Annotated in this window: 17 protein-coding genes; 12 read left to right on the top strand and 5 right to left on the bottom strand. The window is 50.1% G+C overall.

Translation table 11 applies throughout. The features are described from left to right. Positions 1-148: 148 nt before the first annotated feature. The 5 genes from GM30_RS09375 to GM30_RS09355 all read right to left on the bottom strand — a co-directional run bounded on the left by GM30_RS09375 (position 149) and on the right by GM30_RS09355 (position 2,868). Positions 149-1,009, bottom strand: a complete 861-nt coding sequence (locus GM30_RS09375) for a conserved phage C-terminal domain-containing protein (protein WP_049848401.1) — start codon at positions 1,007-1,009, stop codon at positions 149-151. Then, positions 1,006-1,185 carry a DUF4222 domain-containing protein gene (locus GM30_RS09370; RefSeq protein ID WP_049848400.1) on the bottom strand — a complete coding sequence of 60 codons (180 nt, stop codon included), beginning with the start codon at positions 1,183-1,185 and terminating at the stop codon, positions 1,006-1,008. The genes GM30_RS09375 and GM30_RS09370 overlap by 4 nt, the downstream gene beginning before the upstream one ends. A gap of 1 nt (position 1,186) precedes the next feature. Then, positions 1,187-1,900 carry a phage antirepressor KilAC domain-containing protein gene (locus tag GM30_RS09365; RefSeq protein WP_193391775.1) on the bottom strand — a complete coding sequence of 238 codons (714 nt, stop codon included), beginning with the start codon at positions 1,898-1,900 and terminating at the stop codon, positions 1,187-1,189. 169 nt (positions 1,901-2,069) lie between these two features. Next, entirely contained in the window at positions 2,070-2,621 is a 552-nt protein-coding gene (locus tag GM30_RS09360) for a YmfL family putative regulatory protein (RefSeq protein WP_049848399.1), read from the bottom strand. Positions 2,622-2,664: 43 nt separating this feature from the next. Then, positions 2,665-2,868 carry a transcriptional regulator gene (locus tag GM30_RS09355; protein ID WP_049848398.1) on the bottom strand — a complete coding sequence of 68 codons (204 nt, stop codon included), beginning with the start codon at positions 2,866-2,868 and terminating at the stop codon, positions 2,665-2,667. 88 nt (positions 2,869-2,956) lie between these two features. On the opposite strand from GM30_RS09355, the gene GM30_RS09350 reads away from it, so the two are divergent. From GM30_RS09350 to GM30_RS09300, 12 genes are all read left to right on the top strand, one after another. After that, on the top strand, positions 2,957-3,628 hold the full coding sequence (locus GM30_RS09350) for a LexA family protein (RefSeq protein WP_049848397.1): 672 nt from the start codon (positions 2,957-2,959) through the stop codon (positions 3,626-3,628). Between the two features lie 1,130 nt (positions 3,629-4,758). Continuing rightward, positions 4,759-5,298 (top strand): hypothetical protein, encoded by a 540-nt coding sequence (locus GM30_RS09345; protein WP_049848396.1) that lies wholly within the window; start codon positions 4,759-4,761, stop codon positions 5,296-5,298. Between the two features lie 113 nt (positions 5,299-5,411). Beyond that, the gene (locus GM30_RS09340) at positions 5,412-5,753 is read left to right on the top strand and encodes a hypothetical protein (RefSeq protein WP_049848395.1); all 342 of its coding nucleotides are present in this window, start codon (positions 5,412-5,414) and stop codon (positions 5,751-5,753) included. A 95-nt stretch (positions 5,754-5,848) separates the two neighbouring features. Further along, a complete protein-coding gene (locus tag GM30_RS27150) occupies positions 5,849-6,055 on the top strand; it encodes an excisionase (protein WP_072092145.1) in 207 nt (68 codons plus the stop codon). Beyond that, the gene (locus tag GM30_RS09335; RefSeq protein ID WP_049848394.1) at positions 6,016-7,194 is read left to right on the top strand and encodes a site-specific integrase; all 1,179 of its coding nucleotides are present in this window, start codon (positions 6,016-6,018) and stop codon (positions 7,192-7,194) included. The genes GM30_RS27150 and GM30_RS09335 overlap by 40 nt, the downstream gene beginning before the upstream one ends. A gap of 309 nt (positions 7,195-7,503) precedes the next feature. Further along, complete coding sequence (locus GM30_RS09330) at positions 7,504-8,745, top strand: integrase (protein WP_049848393.1); 1,242 nt, start codon at positions 7,504-7,506, stop codon at positions 8,743-8,745. Positions 8,746-8,883: 138 nt separating this feature from the next. Continuing rightward, complete coding sequence (locus GM30_RS09325; protein ID WP_049848392.1) at positions 8,884-12,513, top strand: DEAD/DEAH box helicase; 3,630 nt, start codon at positions 8,884-8,886, stop codon at positions 12,511-12,513. Positions 12,514-13,483: 970 nt separating this feature from the next. Further along, complete coding sequence (gene cap4 / locus GM30_RS09320) at positions 13,484-14,983, top strand: CBASS system CD-NTase-associated protein Cap4 (RefSeq protein WP_049848391.1); 1,500 nt, start codon at positions 13,484-13,486, stop codon at positions 14,981-14,983. A 5-nt stretch (positions 14,984-14,988) separates the two neighbouring features. Next, complete coding sequence (locus GM30_RS09315; protein ID WP_049848390.1) at positions 14,989-16,134, top strand: SMODS domain-containing nucleotidyltransferase; 1,146 nt, start codon at positions 14,989-14,991, stop codon at positions 16,132-16,134. Next, positions 16,131-17,729, top strand: coding sequence for a ThiF family adenylyltransferase (locus tag GM30_RS09310; protein WP_049848389.1), 1,599 nt, complete (start codon positions 16,131-16,133; stop codon positions 17,727-17,729). The genes GM30_RS09315 and GM30_RS09310 overlap by 4 nt, the downstream gene beginning before the upstream one ends. A 297-nt stretch (positions 17,730-18,026) precedes the next feature. Next, the gene (locus tag GM30_RS28190; RefSeq protein ID WP_072094079.1) at positions 18,027-18,371 is read left to right on the top strand and encodes a Mov34/MPN/PAD-1 family protein; all 345 of its coding nucleotides are present in this window, start codon (positions 18,027-18,029) and stop codon (positions 18,369-18,371) included. A 570-nt stretch (positions 18,372-18,941) separates the two neighbouring features. Next, positions 18,942-19,748, top strand: coding sequence for a hypothetical protein (locus tag GM30_RS09300; RefSeq protein WP_072094085.1), 807 nt, complete (start codon positions 18,942-18,944; stop codon positions 19,746-19,748). Positions 19,749-19,848 lie beyond the last annotated feature (100 nt).

Raw genomic sequence — 19,848 nt, 5'->3', positions numbered from 1 at the left:
CGAGATAACCTCGAACAGAGCAAGAAACATATTCTTACTTTTATACTATATTTCTTCCAGTAACCTTTTTTCAAGTATATTCGCCGAGTCCCCACAGTCCTTGGGCTGATGCTGTACATCTTGGCACCAGAGATTTCTATAGGCATTCTCATCCCCTGAATCCCTCCGGGATCATCGTATCAACCGGCCCAAACGTCATGATGTCCCTCTTCCTGCCCCAGTCTTCGCGCAGTGGCCTGCCCTTTTTGTCCCAGCGCAATGCGCTCTGGAGGTAACTTTCGAATTTCTTCGGACTGAACAGTGTTTCAGGGCGCATGTACTGGTACTGTTCGTCGTTGTCGTGCCAGTGCTCGTGTTTCAGGTCGATAACCAGTTTCAGGTCGTCGACGCTGTTCCCCTCCCTCAGCCGGGCTCGGATGTTTTCCAGGGATGTCCTGGATTTCTGATAGCGTGAGCCGCTAATCAGGTTCAGGTGAGACAACACCTCGATCGCCTGATCGGTGATAGCCACCTCCGGGTCGGGTTCCGGCGGAACCGGACAAGGGGGTTTTATATCTGACGGATCATGTTTTGAATTTACTGACGGATCGGGTCCAGATTCTGGACTGTGAAAATCGCCTTTTTCCGCGTTTTCTGTACGTTCGGATTCTGAACGTTCAAAATCTGAACCTTCGGAATCTGAACGTTCAGAATCTGGACTATGACGGTCGGCGGCTTCGGCGCTTGCCCTGAGTTTTGCCACATTAAGGGTGTAGATGTTAGTCGCGTTACGCGCCCCATTGCGCCGCTCTTTACGGGTCAGCCATCCGTCTCGTTCCAGTTCACCAATGGCGGTAATTACCGTGCTGCGCCCTGCACCTATCTGCCTGGCGATCGTGTCAATTCCGTACCACGACACGCCGTCGTCATTGGAGAAGTCAGCCAGACGCGCCATTATCAGGAGTTTGGTGCCTTTGACCCCGCTGGCAGCACACCCATCCCATACCCAGGAGGAAATTTTTACGCTCATTTTTTAACTCTCACAAATCTGGCGCGGAAGATGATTAGCGGCGCGGCACAATCCCACTCATAACCAACGCGGCGATAAGTCACGCGCTGGCGCTCAGGGTCGTAACCGGTGACATGAACCTCGATACCATGGCGATCTTTGTAGTACAGATCCATTGGATGGATATACTCGGACATGTCAGCCTCCCATCAGCTCTGAGGCATAGCGATCGGCTATCCACTGGACACCTCGAGGAGTAACCCGCGTTTGCGTATAGGCGTGACCGAAATCTGATGTGCCGGTTTTGACTGAGAACAGCCCTTCCCTCTGGCGCAACGCGTGAGGCAGCAAATTGCCGGACATACGGAACAGAACCTTGTCACGCACTAACGCCTCAATCATCGCTTTCTCTGGCATGTTGAGGATCTTCGAGGTCTCCCGCAGGCTTTTGGCGCCGCCAGCTTCCACATAGTGCTCAACGAAAGCCACTTTCGGCGCGTCCTGCTGCACCTTATTTGTCAGAGCCACATTCTGCTCTGCCATATCCGCAGCCAGGCGAAGCGCTTCCGGCAATGTCTGAGGAACGGCACTGCCCTGCTCTTCCAGTTCGTGAAGTCGGCGGATAACCTTCATGCGTAGCACTGCGCTGTATCCAGTAATCAGACATTCTGTGTGCTCGCGGTCGAGGCGAAACTCCCGGTATTGCCGACTATTCTGGGGGTGTGTCCAGATATGGATATACCCCTCCGGACGCTCACCTAACTGCTCCAGCATGACTTCGATATCCCGGCAGACATGTCCATGCTGTTTTTCCGTCAGTTCGGCTATTTCGCGGCTGCTCATTGTCACGCAGCTGCGAATCAGTGCGGGTACCGGCGCTGGCACATCAATCCCGTTTATTTGCTGAACCATGAGGCAGCCCTCCGGTTGTATACCCCCACGATTAATGAAGCACGGCTGTGGTTACATGGAACCCACCTGCCGAGTACCATGCGCTCATACCGAAACGACGGCAGGCCCGATACCGGGATCACCCGAAGTTGCGGTAGATGAGAAATTGAGATTAAATTGCTCATGCGGATTATTTCTCCATACACGAAGAGTTGTTCGCCATGACGCCCGGAGCTGCACACTCGCGGGCGTCACTTTTTTCAGGTGCGCAGAAGATGCGGAACAGCAAAGAGATATGCTCCTGCCACTTCGCCATCACCTGATAACTGTTTTCCTCTATCTGCTCCCGTTCATCTTCATCAATCACGCCGTCAGCGGTTGCCTTCCGGACATATTTTGAGTGCTGGCCGATCCACTCGATTGACTCCAGCAGACGCTGGTTAATATCGCCGTTCTCGACATCCTCAAGATCCACCAGCGGGACGTTAACGCTGTTCGACTGGCGCGATACGGCATCGGCGATGTACTTTGTCCCACTTGCCTGCTGGAGAACCATTGCCCACCCAAGCGGGAATATCTGATCACCACCAGCGCGCAGACGGTTAAACAAGGCATCCTTTGTAACACCCAACCATTCCGCCGCTTCGTCATATCCACCGGGAAGACTTGCTATCGTCTTCTTGATCGCGACCACCAGCCAGGCTGGTTGTCTTTCGACTTTCCAATTCGGTTCATTACCCACGATTGGCTCCTCAGTTCTGTGGTTTAAAAAGCCAAGACGTCGGCTATTGTTTTGGATAAATATCCGGTCGTAGATCCGATTTAGTGACCTCTCCGGCAGTGAGTTCTTCAAGTCTTTTAGCTAATCCGAAACTGACTTTCTTATAGCCGTTAAAAACTAATCGGAGATAACCGGTTGTCGATCCAACGTTTATTGCTAGTTCACTCTGCTGCTCTTTAGTCAAAGAGTCCCAGTACTCTTTTGTCATGATATGTACCTCCTGGATACATATTACACCATTAAAGTGAACCATCAAGGTACTTGTACCACAGAGGTACACATTGTTTAATTTAGGGATGAAAACTATCCAAGAGATCAGGCGGTTAAACGCCCGAAAATTGAGAGATGGTGTTGGCGGAAATATTTATTTTGCTAACATGATCGATCGTGAACCAACGCAAACAAGTAGGTTCATGGGAGAGGGTGCCACCAAGAATATTGGTAGCGCCATGGCAAGGCATATTGAAAAATGCTTCGACCTGCCTACTGGATGGTTAGATCAGGAACATCAGACAACCAATGTTGCAAAAACTGATGATGTTTCAGACACTAATCGTAATATCACTCTTGTACCAGTAATATCGTGGGTACAGGCGGGGGCATGGACCGAAGCCGGTTATGCTGAGATGGATTTAAATAACACTGAGCACTATCCATGCCCCGTCCCGTGTGGACCAATGACCTACATTTTACGGGTCATTGGCGACTCGATGATTGAAGAGTACCGCCCAGGGGATATGATTTTTGTTGACCCTGAAGTCCCAGCAGTTCATGGCGATGATGTTGTTGCCCTTATGCACGAAACGGGTGAAACAACATTCAAAAGGTTGATAGAAGATGGTGGACAAAAATATCTTAAAGCCCTTAATCAAAATTGGCCGGATCCATACATCAAAATTAATGGAAATTGCTCAATAATTGGGACCGTCATTTTTTCTGGTAAACCAAGAAGATACATATCAAAGTGATGGTGAACGATCAGAAACCTGCTCCGGCAGGTTTTTTTATACTTGACAATGTACCACTGAGGTACATAATGTACCCATAAGTTACAACTTAATAATTCGCTCAAAGGCGTTTTCACTAGAAGTAGCAGCGATAGAAATGCGGCTATCCACCGCATGAGATTAAGTGCAGAAGTCTTGTTTTAACGTTCCGCTGACCAGCGTTACAGGTACAGCCTATTTGGTGCAAAGGCTGGCAGTTTACAGATGTCTTCGGGAGGGGTGGCGGTGCTGGCGTGACTACCAGCAGCTCAAACTCAGCAGCAATACGGAGCCGTTTAAACCCACGGCGCTGAGAATTAATACCGTAGGGGACCGATTAGTCATCGGTGCCCCGCCCGAAGCCACTTGTATTGTCTGACAGCGACCTTTTCTGGCGGCCCGTTCTACTCCGTTAGCGGCAACCGCCAGCTTTTTAAGGACACAACAGGTAAGAGCATTCCCGCCACATGACTGCTGAAACCCAAGCGCTTGGCGGATAACGGTGAATCAAAGGGTCAGCCCGTGTGCCCGGAGATAGCTGCCGCGACTTGATGCGCCGAAACGCAGAACTCGGGGCGTTGGTTGAAGATCGGAGTGCTCTTTCCGTTGTGGTAATCCGCGAAACGGCGCGGCGGTATGTATGGCCCGGGCTTTATCCTTTTCCCCGGGAATGTCCACCGGGTTGTCAGGTTGACCATACGCCTGAGTGACAACCCCGCCACAACCAAATCACGACTTAGGACCGTGATATCAGGTAGTACGACATTGCTGTGTGTAGCCTTGGCGGTACCCGGGTCTTCCAACAACTGGAGGAGAAGATAATATTCTACCGCGGTACCGCCCTTTTTACACAACAGACAAGGGCATCACCAGGCGACGGGTTCATAACCCAATCCGCCCGGGCTGGCCCACCAGCAGGTGCCCTTCTCTGTTGTGTATGGAGATAAAGAAACGGCGGGTGCAGCCGCCTTTCTTAATTTACAGAATCAAACAGCTCAGTCCACGGGGTAATTATGAAGCTCAATTTCTTATATTATCGCCATCTGGCGAGGGCTTCGCTCATCACAAAAACGCCTGGGATACAGCTACGGATAAATGGAGAAAACAAAGTGATGAACTACATACAGACTCTTTCAGGTAAGAAATTCGATTACATCAATGCCACCGCGGACGATATCGTGATCGAGGATATTGGCACAGCCCTTTCAAACATCTGCCGGTATAGCGGCCACTTGCCGGAATTCTACAGCGTGGCGCAGCATTCAGTGCTTTGCAGCCAGATCGTGCCGGCTGAGTTTGCATTCGAAGCGCTGCTACACGATGCCGCAGAAGCCTACTGTCAGGACATCCCGTCACCGTTGAAAGTGCTGCTGCCTGATTACCGGCGCATCGAGTCCCGCGTCGACGGACTGATCCGAACCAAATTCGATATTCCTCAGCTTCACTCCCCTGTCGTGAAGTATGCCGACCGGGTGATGCTGGCGACCGAACGTCGTGATCTCGAACTCGATGATAGTGAACCGTGGGAAATACTCGAAGGCACCATTGCCAGCGATTTAATCCAGGTCGTGCCGCTGCGCCCCAGTCAGGCGTTCGGCCTGTTCATGAATCGCTTTAATGAGCTCATGGAAATAAGGCAATGCGCGGCCTGATTCCTACGAAACGATACACGCTGGCGGCGTACCTAATATGCGCCGTCGGTTGCTGCAGGAAAGCATCATACCGATTCCGAAGAACGCATAATAAAACAATTAGAGGGCGTGACATGGCTTTTGAATCCATGAACAACGTAAAAAACATGGGCTTTCACAGACCATTTATTCGCTGTACTGACAATCGGGCTGGCGGTTCCACAATCTACGTCAGCGCGCGCACCGAGTTACGCGGTAAACGTGTGTTGATTGAAATAGACCGCGAGGAAAATATGGTGAGGCTGCGCGCTGCAACCGGAAGCGAACGCGGCGCGCAGTGTATAAAGCAGGGTGTGATGAGCGCATCTAAGGCGCTGGTTCTGGCATGCGGTACTTTCCGTGTCTACGTTGAAAAGCGGGAAGATGGATGGTGGTACGGCAGACTCCCGGAGGATATGGCTTTCTCAAAAAAGTAGACAGGTGTGACGTGTGTGTAGAGGGTGCCCGCGGTGGTTGCGGCACCTGCTGTTTCAGAAAATAGCCGGGTGCAGCCGGTAAAGTGGAGAAATATATGCTGAGCCTCGATTGTGTTCCCATCTCGACTTATTGCAAAGAAACAGGCGAGACTCCTTATGCTATCAATAAGCGCATACAGCGTGGTGTGTGGCGTGAAGGAGTTCAGGTGCTGAAAGTGGAAGGCGTTAAGGAGAGATGGATAGATCTTAGTGAGGTTGCAAAATGGGCCAGACAGAATCGCCGAAACTCCCGCGTGGCTTGACCATCCGGAAACATCGCCACGGGGAAACGATAAATATCACTTTCACTTACAAGGGGGTTAAATGCCGTGAACCCCTTTCTAATCTGGATGTCACCCCAAAAAACATCAAATATGCCGAGCGCACCCTCGGCGAAATACATAACAAGATCGAAAGAGGGACGTTTGTTTATGCTGAATACTTCCCTCGCTCTACCCGTTTAAAAATCTTCGGTAACGCTGCTGCCGACAAAACGGTAAAGATGTACCTGGATGAATATCTGGTGATCTGCGAGACAAGAAAACTTTCTCCATCCACTATCGTCGGTTATACGAAATGCCGAAATGCACTCGCTTCACTTCATGTATTCCCGGCCAGTGAGTTAACACCGGCAGCATTGAAGGCTTGGATTCAAAGCCAGAAAACAACTCTGAAAACTATCCGCAACCAGCTATCTTTTCTGCGTTCTGCTCTCGATGAAGCAGTGACAGATGGCATATTGCAAATTAACCCCGTATCACTGGTTACTGCGTCACGTTACCAAAGCGACAAATCAGAGACAGAAAGCAGCTACGTGGTTGATCCGTTATCACCGGCCGAAGTTGACGCCCTGCTCTCGTCAGCTGGTAATAAACAATGGGAGAATCTTTTCAGGTTCGCCATACAAACAGGACTTCGCAGCTCCGAATTATGTGCGCTTCGCTGGCGCGATATCGACTTCATAGAGAAAACTGCCCATGTTCAAAACGCCAGCGTTGTTGGTGTGATTAAAGGGACAAAGACAAAAGCCGGTACACGAAAAGTGGAACTGTCAGAAGAGGCAATAATTGCGCTGGCCGATCAGAAACCATTCACCTTCATGAAAGATGATACGGTTTTTGAAGATCCAAAGACTAATAAACCATGGGCCAGCGCGGATGCCATCCGGAAAAAAGCCTGGGTACCCACGCTCCGGAAAGCCGGTATCAGGTATCGCAACCCCTATCAGACCAGGCATACTTTCGCTACACGGTTAATCAGCGGCGGTGTTAATCTTTTCTGGCTGGCAACGCAGATGGGACACAAAGGGCCGGAAATGCTCTTCCGTCACTATGGACGCTATCTGAAAGAATATGATGGCAATACGGAGAGAAAACCTGACCGGGTCAGTGACAGGAATTGAAAGGAGCCGTAAGGGAGCCGCACAAATCGGAGCACCTGATAAGTTATTATAGATTAGTTGGTTACAAAATTACGGACGCTGGTTCAACTCCCGCCAGCTCCACCAAAATTCTCCATCGGTGATTACCAGAGTCATCTGATGAAGTCCTAAGAGCCCGCATGGCACAAGCCCTGCGGGCTTTTTTGTGCCCTCAATTTGTCCCGCGAAGTCTGATGCCAACTAATTAAATCCGAACCTTTTAGGCACCTTGTTAGGCACCTCATAAAGCTTTATTGTTTTTGAGGTGCCTAAAACTATGGAAACCCGGCAATGGCAAGACAAACCAAACCTCTCTCCGTTAAGGAAATCGAATCAGCCAAACCCAAAGAAGCGGACTACGTTCTCTATGATGGTGATGGCCTTGAGCTACTCATCAAATCCAGCGGGAGTAAAATCTGGCAGTTTCGCTACATTCGCCCTGTCACCAAGAAACGTGCGAAGAAGAGCATTGGCCCCTACCCGTCAGTTACGCTTGCCGATGCAAGAAACTATCGCGCAGAGTCTCGTTCTCTTCTGGCGAAACAAATCGACCCTCAGGAACATCAGCAAGAACAACTTCGCAGTTCGCTGGAAGCTAAAACCAATACTTTCCAGCTCGTGGCTGAACGTTGGTGGAATGTGAAGAAAGCCAGCGTGACCGAAGACTACGCAGAGGATATCTGGCGCTCTCTTGAGAGAGATGTTTTTCCTGCGATTGGCGACATTAGCGTTACAGATATTAAAGCTCACACGCTGGTTCAGGCCGTCCAACCGGTTCAGGCCAGAGGAGCACTGGAAACCGTTCGTCGCCTGTGCCAGCGCATTAATGAGGTCATGATCTATGCCCAAAACACAGGGCTGATTGATGCTGTTCCCAGCGTTAATATCGGTAAAGCCTTTGAGAAGCCGCAGAAGAAGAACATGCCAAGCATTCGACCGGATCAGCTACCTCAATTGATGCAGACGATGCGTACGGCCAGCATTAGCCTTTCAACACGATGCCTGTTCATGTGGCAACTTCTTACCATCACCCGCCCTGCCGAAGCGGCTGAAGCTCGTTGGGAAGAGGTAGACATGGAAGCGCGAGAGTGGAAGATTCCTGCAGCACGCATGAAAATGAACCGCGACCATACTGTTCCATTGTCAGATGAAGCAATTGCGATACTGGAGATGATGAAGCCGTTAAGTGGTAATCGAGAATTTATCTTTTCCAGTCGCATTAAGCCTACCCAGCCGATGAACAGCCAGACAGTGAATGCTGCACTCAAGCGTGCTGGCTTAGGAGGCATACTCGTATCACACGGTTTACGTTCTATCGCTAGTACGGCACTCAATGAGAAAGGATTTCTGCCTGATGTCATTGAAGCAGCACTGGCTCATGTAGACAAAAAGGAGGTACGTCGCGCTTATAACCGCAGTGATTACCTTGAGCAACGGCGACCGATGATGCAATGGTGGGCTGATTTTGTTATGGCTGCTGATCGCGGAAGTATGATTGAGGGAGGTATGAGAGGAATGCGTTTAGCGGGGTAACGGATAATTAATGACGGTTCCCACTTTAGTAGTGGGCCGAATGAGACTTTATATTTCAAGCGGAAGTTAATAGTTTTAGAAATCAAGCTAATTAGCATAATATCTCTTAATTGAAGGGATATGGAACCGCAGAAATAAATGAACACACGGCAGTATGCGCAAAAATCAATCTTCGATCTGGAAGCAATCTTCGAGCAGTCCAGCAACAATGTTAGTGAACTTGAAGTGTTGTTGAGCGAGCTGACCTTTCGCAACACTGCCAGGGCGCGGACGCTGACGGCTAAAATAGAGCAATCGCTATTGGCTCTTAGCGGCCACAGTGTAGTCGCCATCTCGGCTTCAAGCACATCAACACGCCATCCCGATTCGGTGTCCATACAATCTTCACGAGTTGTGCCCCACAATTCGCCTGTAGCGAAAGAGCAACTGCAACCGAAGGCCATCCCAGACTCTGCCATGCGAGAGCAATTCGACAAAGACCAAATCGATCTAGGCCCGCTCCCGTCTTTTTCTCCACCAAATAAGACGAATGATGCGCGAGCAATACTGGCAGCATGGACAGCCCTCGAAGCACTGTCGCCTCAAGGTTATAAACGCCCAGAGGATATGGCAACGGGCGACCGCTCCAGGGTTGCTCTATTGGAGCGAGGTGTTCCGTGGGGACCAAATGCCCGCAGCAAGCCCAGTTATAAGCTTTATTTCGAGGTCGTCCTCGGCTCCATCGCTCTCGACAAGGCGACGGACGAGCTGGTCAAGGTTTTTGGCGAGGATGAGGAGAGTTCACGCCCGGACGGTAAGAAAGCAGCCATCGGCTCGATCCTGATCGACAAGGAAGGTTATGTGCTTGAGGACAAAGGCGTCGCCGTTTCCAGTTTTGCCTGGGCACTCAAACCGGCTCTCGATCTGAAGCTTGGGAGCTTAGGGAATTGGCCGAATGTTGAGCCGCGCATTATCGAGCATCTGGATCGAATGGTTCGCCGCCACAACGAGGATGGAGAACCCATACCGATCGATTTGGATGTCGTTCTTAACACTTATAAATGGCTTGTGTCTCAGTTCGATGTACCCGAGCATTTGGTTGAGCCACCCACATTCGCGATTAAGGTGTTTCAGCATTTCAAGGCCAAGGCGCCGCCTGAACCTTCGTTACTGAATTCCTTCTATCTTGAAGATCTCGGTGAAGCAACAAAATTGCTCGAGACGGGCAAAGCCGGAACCGGTTTGCGCCGCTATATGGGAATTGGCAGGCCTGAACGGAAAATCGACGTGCTATCGCCCATTTCCGCAGTTGAGCCATTCGTCGCACCGTCGCTCATGCCGCAGGCTCGTTGGCCTTCGAAAGGCGGCCATCCATTGGTACTGCTTCAACAGGCTGCCGTGAATGCGGCGCGTGCTGAGCTGAATGATGCACCAGGTATCATCGGCGTCAATGGGCCTCCTGGAACCGGAAAGACCACTCTTCTCCGGGATATCGTCGTTGGGTGCATTCTCGATCGGGCCACGGCGATGTCCGGCTTCAACAAACCGCAGGATGCCTTTTCCACCACAGGCGAGAAGCTGGCATTCGGCTCCAATGCCTTCCTACACTTCTACAAGTTACATGCATCCTTAAAGGGCCATGAGATCGTCGTAGCTTCCTCCAATAACAAAGCGGTCGAGAACGTCAGTAAAGAACTTCCTCTCAAGGAAGCCAATGGTCGCCATGAACAGATCGCCTATTTTCGGTCCATCAGCGACCTGATAGCGAACCCCAAACGCGCCGGCTATTTCGAAGCCGAAGCCGAGGCCGACATCCCCTCCGTCCCTGTCGAAACCTGGGGATTGATCGCCGCGGCTCTCGGCAAAAGCAGCAACCGAGGCGCGTTCCAGCAAGGTTTCTGGTGGAATGAAGACGGTGGTTTCCTTACCTACCTGAAAGCAGCTCGCGGCATAAACGTCATGCGTGAGATCAAGGACGAACGAACTGGCGAAATCATTGATCGCGTGCTGCCCAGCGTGGTCGTCAATGAGCGGCCCAGCACCAATGAAGCGGACGCTGCTGCGGCCTGGCTGAAAGCGCGAACCGCATTTCTTAAACTCAAGGAGACGGTAGACGCCGAAATCGCCAGCATCGAAGAGATGCGACGGGATATCCAGGCGCTCAAGGGAGCGACCACCGAACTTCAAAGTGTGGAACAGCGTCGTCCGAGTCTGAATGAAGCCGTCGAAGAGGCACACCAGACTGCTGAATCCTGCCAACGGGAGCATGAGAAGACAAAATCGCAGATTGAGCAGGATAAGATCATACTCGACAGCCATCTTGCTGGCCGTCCAGGTTTCTTCTCCCGTTTGTTCGCGACTGCGGCCTGGAAGTCGTGGAGATCGACACTGCAGAAACTCTCGGTGACCTTGCAGCAATCAGTCTTACGGGCGCAGGAGACAGACAGGGCCCTGGAGCTTGCAAGGACTGAGTGGAGCAATACTGAGTCACAGTTACAGCAACTCGACCAGGAAATTTCCAGCAAATATCAGGCTGTCTCGAAATTGAAGGCAACCGAGGCAGAGGCACGAAACCGCATGGGAGACAGGGTCGTTGATGAGAGATTCTTCGAGCGCGAGCACGAGGCTATCCACCTGACTGCGCCATGGCTTCCCGATGAGGTTCATCGCCTGCGGGAGGATCTTTTCGCCGCTGCCCTGACTGTGCATAAAACGTTCATCGATGCTTCGGCCAGCCGCTTGCAACACAATCTTGGGCTATTGATGTCGGGCATGGTGGCTGGTGCCTTCCAGTCTTCCGCTCACCGTGAACTTCTCCCCGACCTTTGGTCGAGCCTTTTCATGGTTGTGCCGACCGTGTCCACGACATTTGCCTCTGTTCGGACGATGTTCGGGGATCTACCACCAGAGAGCATTGGCTGGCTTCTGGTAGATGAAGCAGGCCAGGCCGTTCCTCAGGCAGCAGTTGGAGCAATCATGCGGGCAAAGCGCTCCATCGTGGTAGGTGACCCGTTGCAAATCCCACCTGTAGTTTCACTTCCTGAAAAGCTGAACGCCGAAATCTGCAAGTTCTTTGACATTGACCAAGTCGAATGGTCTGCCCCCGCAGCATCTACGCAGACCCTTGCTGATCAAGCATCGCGCTTTAAATCCACCTTCGTCATGGACATAGGTGATCGAGAAGTCGGGCTGCCACTCCTCGTTCACAGGCGTTGCCAGAACCCAATGTTCGACGTTTCTAACTCCATCGCGTATGCCAAGCAAATGGTCCATGCTGTCGGGCCTAAAAGACCTGGATCTATCGGCTCGGCATTGGGGAGATCTCGCTGGGTGGATATCAATGGCGACGCTGAGACGAAGTGGTGTCCCGATGAGGGAGAAGCGGTTGTACGAATGCTAAAAGAGCTGGCAGCATCGGGCATTACAAATCCAGACGTATTTATCATTACACCATTCAAGATCGTAGAGCAGAACATGCGTCGGCGTCTCGACAGAGAAACCGACCTGCTGCGAACGTTCGGCGTAAAACTGGATGAATGGTGCCGTGATCGTGTAGGCACAGTCCACACGTTCCAGGGCCGAGAGGCAGACACGGTAATCCTGTTGCTAGGTGCGCCGAAAGCGAGTCAGCAAAGGGCGCGTCAGTGGGCGGCAAGCCCGCCAAACATAATCAATGTAGCCGTCTCACGCGCCAAGCAAAACCTGTATGTGGTCGGCTCGGCTGCTGCATGGGCAGGGGCGGGAACTAGTCTTCAGGTCCTGCATCGGCAATTGGCGAAATCAGCCTGACAATCTCCGCGGTGGCCCTCATTGCTGAGGGCGCATCGCGAACAATCTGCAACCTACTTCAGTATCAAACCGGTTACTATATGTCAAAAACTGACATTGCTCACATAATAGTCTAGCAGTCATTATCCACCGCCCATCCTAGCTTGATAATTCTTACAGCTCCCCTTATATCCACACTGAGGAATAACCTCTGACAATGCTAAGGAGCACGATTATGGGGCTTAAACCTGGTCCAAAACCAATTGCAAAATCAACAGGAAAACCCGATCAACGCAGGCGTGATAATAAGGATACACCCGGCAATACCCCAGGACTGAAACCAAGCAAATCAACTGGGAAGTAATTCTTCAAGGGTATGGATAATTCATCTATACCCTTATCTCATCTAATCTGTCTGCTTTAGCCCGTATAGTGCCAGAAGCGGAACTTGCTTACATCGTGCTATGTTAGTTTGCCGGAAGCATGTCATCCATTCCTCGCTCAGAGCGAACCATCCTTGATCCTTAGTGTTTAATTTTTTACATCAGCCCCCAGAAATGCCACGTCTGGTGAGTCGGCGAAGCTTACCGACCCGTCGGTTACTGCAGTCGGGCTGACACCCCGGCAACGCCGGGGAGCTGAAGGGGGCACTAGGTATGATGACTGTGATGACTCTTATGTCTTGAATACATAGTCAATAATCACACCTTTAATCAATGTCACTTTGTTCAAAAGTTGATCACCCTACATAAGTCTGCAGTTAAATGCTCTTTTTCAGAGATCGTCTGGGAATTAAAAAAATTTGGTTCTTCAGTTTAACTGAAGTCTGATTGATATTATTTTTTACAATCTTTTATTTAATATTAATATCAATTCTTTAAATAGAATAAGTCGTAAATGAATTCCATAATCTGCAATAAACACTGTCTTCTTGAACAGTATCCTCTGACGTGATAGCTTCAAAACATCACTGTTATTTGGGAGGAATCTCATGGCGACTTCTGTATTGGCTAACTGGCACGGTCATGATTATCAGGCTCGGTATTTCTGGATTGAGGCATCCCGGCTTAAAAATCCCCAACAAGATTTCGTCATAGAAGTTTCCTATGAAGCCGATGGCCCTAAAGCGTTTGATGACGTGATTACGCGTTATAACCCCCCTCGCCGCAGCACCGGACCCGATCGGATTCAGGCCGATTACTATCAAATTAAGTTTCACGTTACACAAGCCGCTAGCTTCGGATTCGAGGACCTAATTGACCCTGCATTCATTGGTGCTGAAACCTTCTCGATCCTTGAAAGACTAAAACAGGCAAAAGCAACTGAGCCTGCCAACTCTGCTTTTCACCTTGTCACGACAGATCGAATTATCGATGAGGACCTGCTTGGTGAAATAATCAGCAATGTGGATGGCTCAATACGACTCGATAAGTTGTTTGATGGCACGACCGACAGGAGCCGTAAGGGAAAGGTTCGCAAGCTTTGGCGCCAACATCTTAAGCTTTCCACAGACCAGGAGCTGGAGCAGGTGCTTACTGGTTTTCATATTCAGCAGTCACAGCCCACGCTTGAAGCGATGCGTGAAAAAGTTAATACCTGCTTCCAGATCATTGGCTTGATAACCTGCGAAACAAGTTCGGACTTCCGTTTCGATGGCGCTGCGCGTGCCTTACGCAGTCAGGAACGTTATCGCTTTACCCGAGAGCAATTCACAGCCCTTTGCGAGGAAGAGAACTGGATCAGATCGGAAGCACCTGAAAGCTTCAGAAATGTTGCGCTACGCTCTTTCAGCGATGGACCACTGGACATCATGGATGCGCTTCCGGAACACACACTATCCCTGCTTTCTCTCTTCGAAGGTCGATTTCCCTCCCCGGGCATTGAGTGGAATGATGTTATTAAGCCCCAAGTAGAAACCTTCCTCACAGGTATAAGGCAGACGGAGCGTAAAGTTCGGCTGTATCTAAATACCCACAGCTCCATTGCAATGCTTGCCGGCAAATGTCTGGGTCACAAGTCGGGCGTAGAAATCGAACTGGTCCAGAAAGGGAGAATGGGCGACTCCATCTGGTCTGAGAACGAATCGCAGGATGAACCTGATGCGGTTATCGAAACCGAGACTGTCGGAATCGGAAGCGATGTCGCTGTAGTGCTCAGCATCGCGAGAAATGCGCTGCCAAAAGCACGTGCATACATACTCGAAAATCAGCCTGAAATAGGACGTATCATTCACGTTACCCCCGCAAACGGGCACGGGCAACGATCTGTGAAAAACGGTTCACATGCCGTAGCGCTTGCCGAACAGGTATCCGATGTAGTCATGGATGCAGATTTACCGGTTGAGGCAAGCCTGCATATTTTCAGCGCTGCGCCAAATGCCGTTAATTTTTATCTTGGCCAGCACACGGATTTTCTGGGGCCATGCGTCTTTTACGAGTTTGACTTTCAACGCCAACGAGATGGCTCCTACCTTCCTTCATTTAAGGTTTAATCACCATGGAACTTCAACCTCAGTTCAACGAATTTTTAGCAAATATCAGGCCGACTGATACACAGAAGGAGGACTGGAAAAGTGGTGCTAGGACATTGCGCGAGCGCCTGAAGAATTTCGGACCACTCAAGGAAATTGTCGTATCAACTTTCCTGCAGGGCAGCATTCGTCGTTCAACGGCAATCCGTCCGCTCGGCGATAAGCGCCCTGATGTTGATATTGTCGTGGTGACCAATCTTGATCATACCCGGATGTCTCCCACTGATGCAATGGACCTGTTCATCCCATTCCTCGAAAAGTATTACCCGGGTAAATGGGAAACTCAGGGGCGCTCTTTTGGTATTACCCTCTCCTATGTCGAACTGGACCTGGTGATCACCGCCATCCCAGAGTCAGGGGCAGAAAAAAGCCATCTTGAGCAGCTCTATAAGTCAGAGTCAGTTCTGACTGTTAACTCTCTGGAAGAGCAAACTGATTGGCGCCTGAATAAAAGCTGGACCCCCAATACGGGATGGTTGTCTGAGAGCAACAGTGCGCAGGTAGAGGACGCCCCCGCTTCAGAATGGAAAGCGCACCCGTTAGTGCTTCCTGACAGAGAAAAGAATGAGTGGGGCCGGACACATCCACTCGCGCAGATCAGATGGACCGCCGAGAAAAACCGTCTTTGCAACGGTCACTACATCAACCTTGTCAGGGCGGTGAAATGGTGGCGACAGCAGAACAGCGAAGACCTGCCGAAATATCCTAAAGGCTATCCGCTGGAACATCTGATTGGAAATGCGCTGGATAATGGCACCACATCAATGGCCCAGGGGCTTGTTCAACTGATGGACACTTTTTTATCGCGCTGGGCAGCCATTTACAATCAGAAAAGTAAGCCGTGGTTGTCAGATCACGGGGTTGCAGAGCATGACGTGATGGCGCGCTTAACAGCCGAAGATTTCTGTTCATTTTATGAGGGTATTGCGGGTGCGGCGGAAATTGCCCGTAACGCGCTGGCGTCTGAGGAGCCTCAGGAAAGCGCACAACTTTGGCGCCAACTGTTCGGATCCAAGTTTCCTTTACCCGGCCCTCAGGGCGGCGATCGCAACGGTGGATTTACAACGCCAAGTAAACCAGCAGAACCACAGAAAACCGGACGCTTCGCTTGAGTACAGTCGTTCAGCAAGTGCCAGCAGAGCTGCGGGCAGCGCTCACCCTGATCAATAATGATCCCAGGATGCGGACGAACAATGCCTGGGCGCTCTCTGCTGACAAAAGATGGTCGCTAAAATTCACCGCAGAGCTTTCCGTACCCTGTTCTAGCTTCATGCCAGACAACAGCGTCTGGCATCTGGTCCTCTGGCAGGAAGAAACTCTGATACGCATAGAGGTTTATCCCGATAAATCGGAAGGTATTTCAGCCACGTTTCAGCACCAAAACTACAACTTTTCAGATACGTCTACCCGTGAATGGACCTCAGGAAATCCGTGCCTTGAGAATACGCCCACCGTATTTGGTCGTAACTTATGGGGGCTGGAACCCGAAGCATTACTCGACAGAATCAGCTGGCGACTCAGCAGGCTGCTGCTCTGGATTGACGCCGCTGCACAGGAAAAACTGGCCACAATCGGGGATGCTGTTGAACTCCCCGCCTTCCCCGATCAGTCACCCTTTACCGTGATCGGTTTTAACGAACAGATTGATGATCTCCCCTTCTGGGCATCGAAAACAGGAGAATGGGGGTTTGCAAGCAGCACTGGATTGCCCGGCGCGCACGGCACCCTTTTTTTGCGTAAGTTTTTTGATAACAAAGGAAAGCTAATCCGGACAACCAAATGGTCCCCGTTCATGCGCAAAGGCGCGAGAACTACGAACGCAGTGTGGTCTGTTTTGCCTACCCTCCCCGTTCTGGCTCCTTGGCAGGCACCCAGGACCTGGCAGGAGCTCAGCAATTGCTTCGCACAATGCGGGTTATCACTGCCGGACCTCTTTTCAGATATTGGCCGTTCTGTCAGAGCCCTGCGCAAGCAACGCGCGCCCGGATTACTCTTGCTGGGTTTTCCGCTGGAAAACAAAATCGGAGATGAGCCAGCGCGCATTCACTGGCTGGCGCTGCGTCTGGCCGGCCTCAGTAATACAATGACAAAACGCCCCGGATTCCGCCCAACGGAACGGAATCGTAGAACCTGGGATCGCGAACAGCCACTTTCACAGGAGCCCATCAGGTGGGTGAGAACGCAGAACTGGGCTGCCGACCAGCTCAGAACACGTGGCGAAGCAGCCAACGACATTCGCAGCAAAAAGGTGTTGATAATCGGTGCTGGCTCACTGGGCAGCATGATTGCAGAAAACCTGATGCGCATAGGTGTTGTCAGCCAAGGCATTCTGGACGCAGACCTCCTACAGACAGGAAATCTGAGCCGTCACGCCCTGACAATGACGTCAGTTGGCCATAACAAAGCGGCCGCGCTGGTTGAACATCTGAATCGAATTCTGCCTGACGCAAGTGCACGTTCATTCAGCTGCGCGTTTCCCCCTGAGAGTGAGGTCGCAAAAAACTCACTGCGTCAGTATGACGTGATCATTGATTGTACCGGTGATGATGGTGTTCTTAAATCATTGGCGGCATTTGACTGGCAAAGTGAAAAAATATTTATCAGCCTAGCTATGACATGGCGGGCTGAAGGTTTATTTGCATTTGCTGCCAGTGAAACAACTTTTCCGGTTGGCTCCCAGCCACTTCAACGCCTCGGCGTCACCTGAGATCGACATGGATGAGGCGAGAATAGAAGGCATCGGGTGCTGGCACCCTGTATTTCCGGCCCGTGCCGATGACGTACAGTTATGGGCGGCCGTCGGTACAAAATTCATTTGCCGGGTGGTCAGTGCGCCAGGGAGAATCTATGAATATTTTAAGCAGATGCCTGATGGCACTGTCGAGAGAGAGCCGCATGAGTATTAAAGATGTGACTTTTTCGAGTGAGGGTGCTCTGTATACGGTCGTCATTAGCTCCTCAACCATTGAGCAGATGGTTTCCGAATGTCTTAAAGCTGGAGTAAATGAAACAGGTGNTGATCGTGGAAGCCACGACCCGGCCAGCGGATTCACTCGCTGGCCGGACGACATTTCAACGGGGCGTCAGAGGGCTGAGGCCTTTACTTCATGCCCGATGGAAAACGGGATTGTATTATGTTGGTGAGTGGCATTTTCATCCAGGAGGCTCACCCGAGCCAAGTGGGGATGATTACAGGTCCATGACAAGCATTGCAGCGAACTCTGACTACCAGTGCCTGGAGCCTGTAATGATTATACTTGGAGGGAAGCCGGCAGGCTCATACAGTCTGAGCGCCAGTGTATTCCCAAGGGGAGACGTCCCCATCAGACTGCGAGAGGTGCTGCTTTAATATCCGTCCCCTTCGTTTTCCATCAGATCATGGTCTTCAGGCCTGAAACACCACTCTTTTTGCGGCCCGGCGGAGTCGCGCTCTGCCGGTTCGCGCAGTCGACAGATACTCAGGCTGGCCAGCGAACCGAAGCGTTCATTGTGTGGGGCGGGACTTAATCATCGGTCCCATGAACTATTTCCGTTGAGATGCTTGACACAAACACACACGTTTATAAAACCGCTTTCCGGAACAAGAAGACTCGGGATTGCAGGAATGATCGCTTTCAGAGCGACGATTATCAGACCATAAAGCCTGTGTCATTACCATCTGCCCCGCAGTTGATTCAAAAGAATGCTGTCATCACTGTCCGCTTTTCGCTCTCAGCGGACCTTCAGCTCAGTTAGATCGTCCGCTCTGTGCCAAGAGCGGACGTTGCTGACCATAATCATTGACGAAAGTATTGCGCAAAGTATACTGTTCTACGTACTGGCATCATCGTCTAATTGGATAAGACACTGGAAACTAAAAATTTTTTGAAATCTAGAAATGCGGGTTCAAATCCTGACAATGCCACCAAGGTTTAAGCAGATGACTGAGACTAAATACCTTAAATTTTTTTTAAATGAAATTGGATATAGCGTACATAATCTTAATACTATAGCTGTTGCTCTCTCCAATCTGCCTGCCAATTCAGTTCCAAATCCTGAGTTAAATATCAAATGGGAACCTAAAAATTTAGAAAAATCCTGCATTGCTGCGCGTAGATTTGCAGTTCGTTCTTCTTTGGTGTTTGCAGTTGAAGCTCTATTTGAATATATGAGCAACATTAGTGATGATGAGCTTTGGAAGAAACTCAATTTTGATTTGAATTTCAAAAAAAAACTTTCTACCAATGACTCAAAAGCGAGAAGATTTTCTGAGTTTTGCAAATCTATACCTGGAATAGAAAAGGAATGGTATTTGCTAGTTGAGCTTATGTGTCATTGGCGCAATCAAATAGTCCATGCCAGCACTTCAAATGCTGGATTATCCTCTTCTGACAAGAGATTCTTGGAGACTAAGATTTCTTTTTTATATGATAATTTTTATCATTTTGATGTAATGAAAACATTAGAGGACTATGATGCGGACAAAGTTACACTAAAAGAAGCAACGACACTGATTACCTTTTTAATAAAGTGTTGCAGAAAAATAGATGAGCATTATATTTCCTCTATTTCTGGTTTAAGCAACCAAGTATATAGTGAAGTATTAGACAACGATGACCAATTTAACCTATTGAAAAAACAGGTAGGCAGTGCCAAACGCAATCGCCAAATTATGAAATATATCGGAGTTAAGTTACCTTATCTATCGGCAGAAAAAATAACAATGCTCGCGAATGAATATAAATAAATATGATTGTGCGTCTAAACTCTTTTTGATTCACATGGCCATTTAGTTGGAAGTGCGTCCATTACTTCAAAAAATACAAACACCATGTTTATCTCCTGCT

The sequence above is a fragment of the Trabulsiella odontotermitis genome, from assembly GCF_001188485.1.
GTDB classification, from domain to species: domain Bacteria; phylum Pseudomonadota; class Gammaproteobacteria; order Enterobacterales; family Enterobacteriaceae; genus Trabulsiella; species Trabulsiella odontotermitis_A.
The sequence above is the reverse complement of the archived record's forward strand: the minus strand, read 5'-3'. Positions and strand labels throughout refer to the sequence as shown.

Coding starts and splice junctions, on each gene's coding strand:
- GM30_RS09325 (WP_049848392.1), top strand. CDS start 8,884: ATGAACACACGGCAGTATGCGCAAAAATCAATCTTCGATCTGGAAGCA.
- GM30_RS09365 (WP_193391775.1), bottom strand. CDS start 1,900: ATGGTTCAGCAAATAAACGGGATTGATGTGCCAGCGCCGGTACCCGCA.
- GM30_RS09350 (WP_049848397.1), top strand. CDS start 2,957: ATGAAAACTATCCAAGAGATCAGGCGGTTAAACGCCCGAAAATTGAGA.
- GM30_RS09355 (WP_049848398.1), bottom strand. CDS start 2,868: ATGACAAAAGAGTACTGGGACTCTTTGACTAAAGAGCAGCAGAGTGAA.
- GM30_RS09335 (WP_049848394.1), top strand. CDS start 6,016: ATGGGCCAGACAGAATCGCCGAAACTCCCGCGTGGCTTGACCATCCGG.
- GM30_RS09340 (WP_049848395.1), top strand. CDS start 5,412: ATGGCTTTTGAATCCATGAACAACGTAAAAAACATGGGCTTTCACAGA.
- GM30_RS09375 (WP_049848401.1), bottom strand. CDS start 1,009: ATGAGCGTAAAAATTTCCTCCTGGGTATGGGATGGGTGTGCTGCCAGC.
- cap4 (WP_049848391.1), top strand. CDS start 13,484: ATGGCGACTTCTGTATTGGCTAACTGGCACGGTCATGATTATCAGGCT.
- GM30_RS09315 (WP_049848390.1), top strand. CDS start 14,989: ATGGAACTTCAACCTCAGTTCAACGAATTTTTAGCAAATATCAGGCCG.
- GM30_RS09330 (WP_049848393.1), top strand. CDS start 7,504: ATGGCAAGACAAACCAAACCTCTCTCCGTTAAGGAAATCGAATCAGCC.
- GM30_RS09300 (WP_072094085.1), top strand. CDS start 18,942: ATGACTGAGACTAAATACCTTAAATTTTTTTTAAATGAAATTGGATAT.
- GM30_RS09345 (WP_049848396.1), top strand. CDS start 4,759: ATGAACTACATACAGACTCTTTCAGGTAAGAAATTCGATTACATCAAT.
- GM30_RS27150 (WP_072092145.1), top strand. CDS start 5,849: ATGCTGAGCCTCGATTGTGTTCCCATCTCGACTTATTGCAAAGAAACA.
- GM30_RS09370 (WP_049848400.1), bottom strand. CDS start 1,185: ATGTCCGAGTATATCCATCCAATGGATCTGTACTACAAAGATCGCCAT.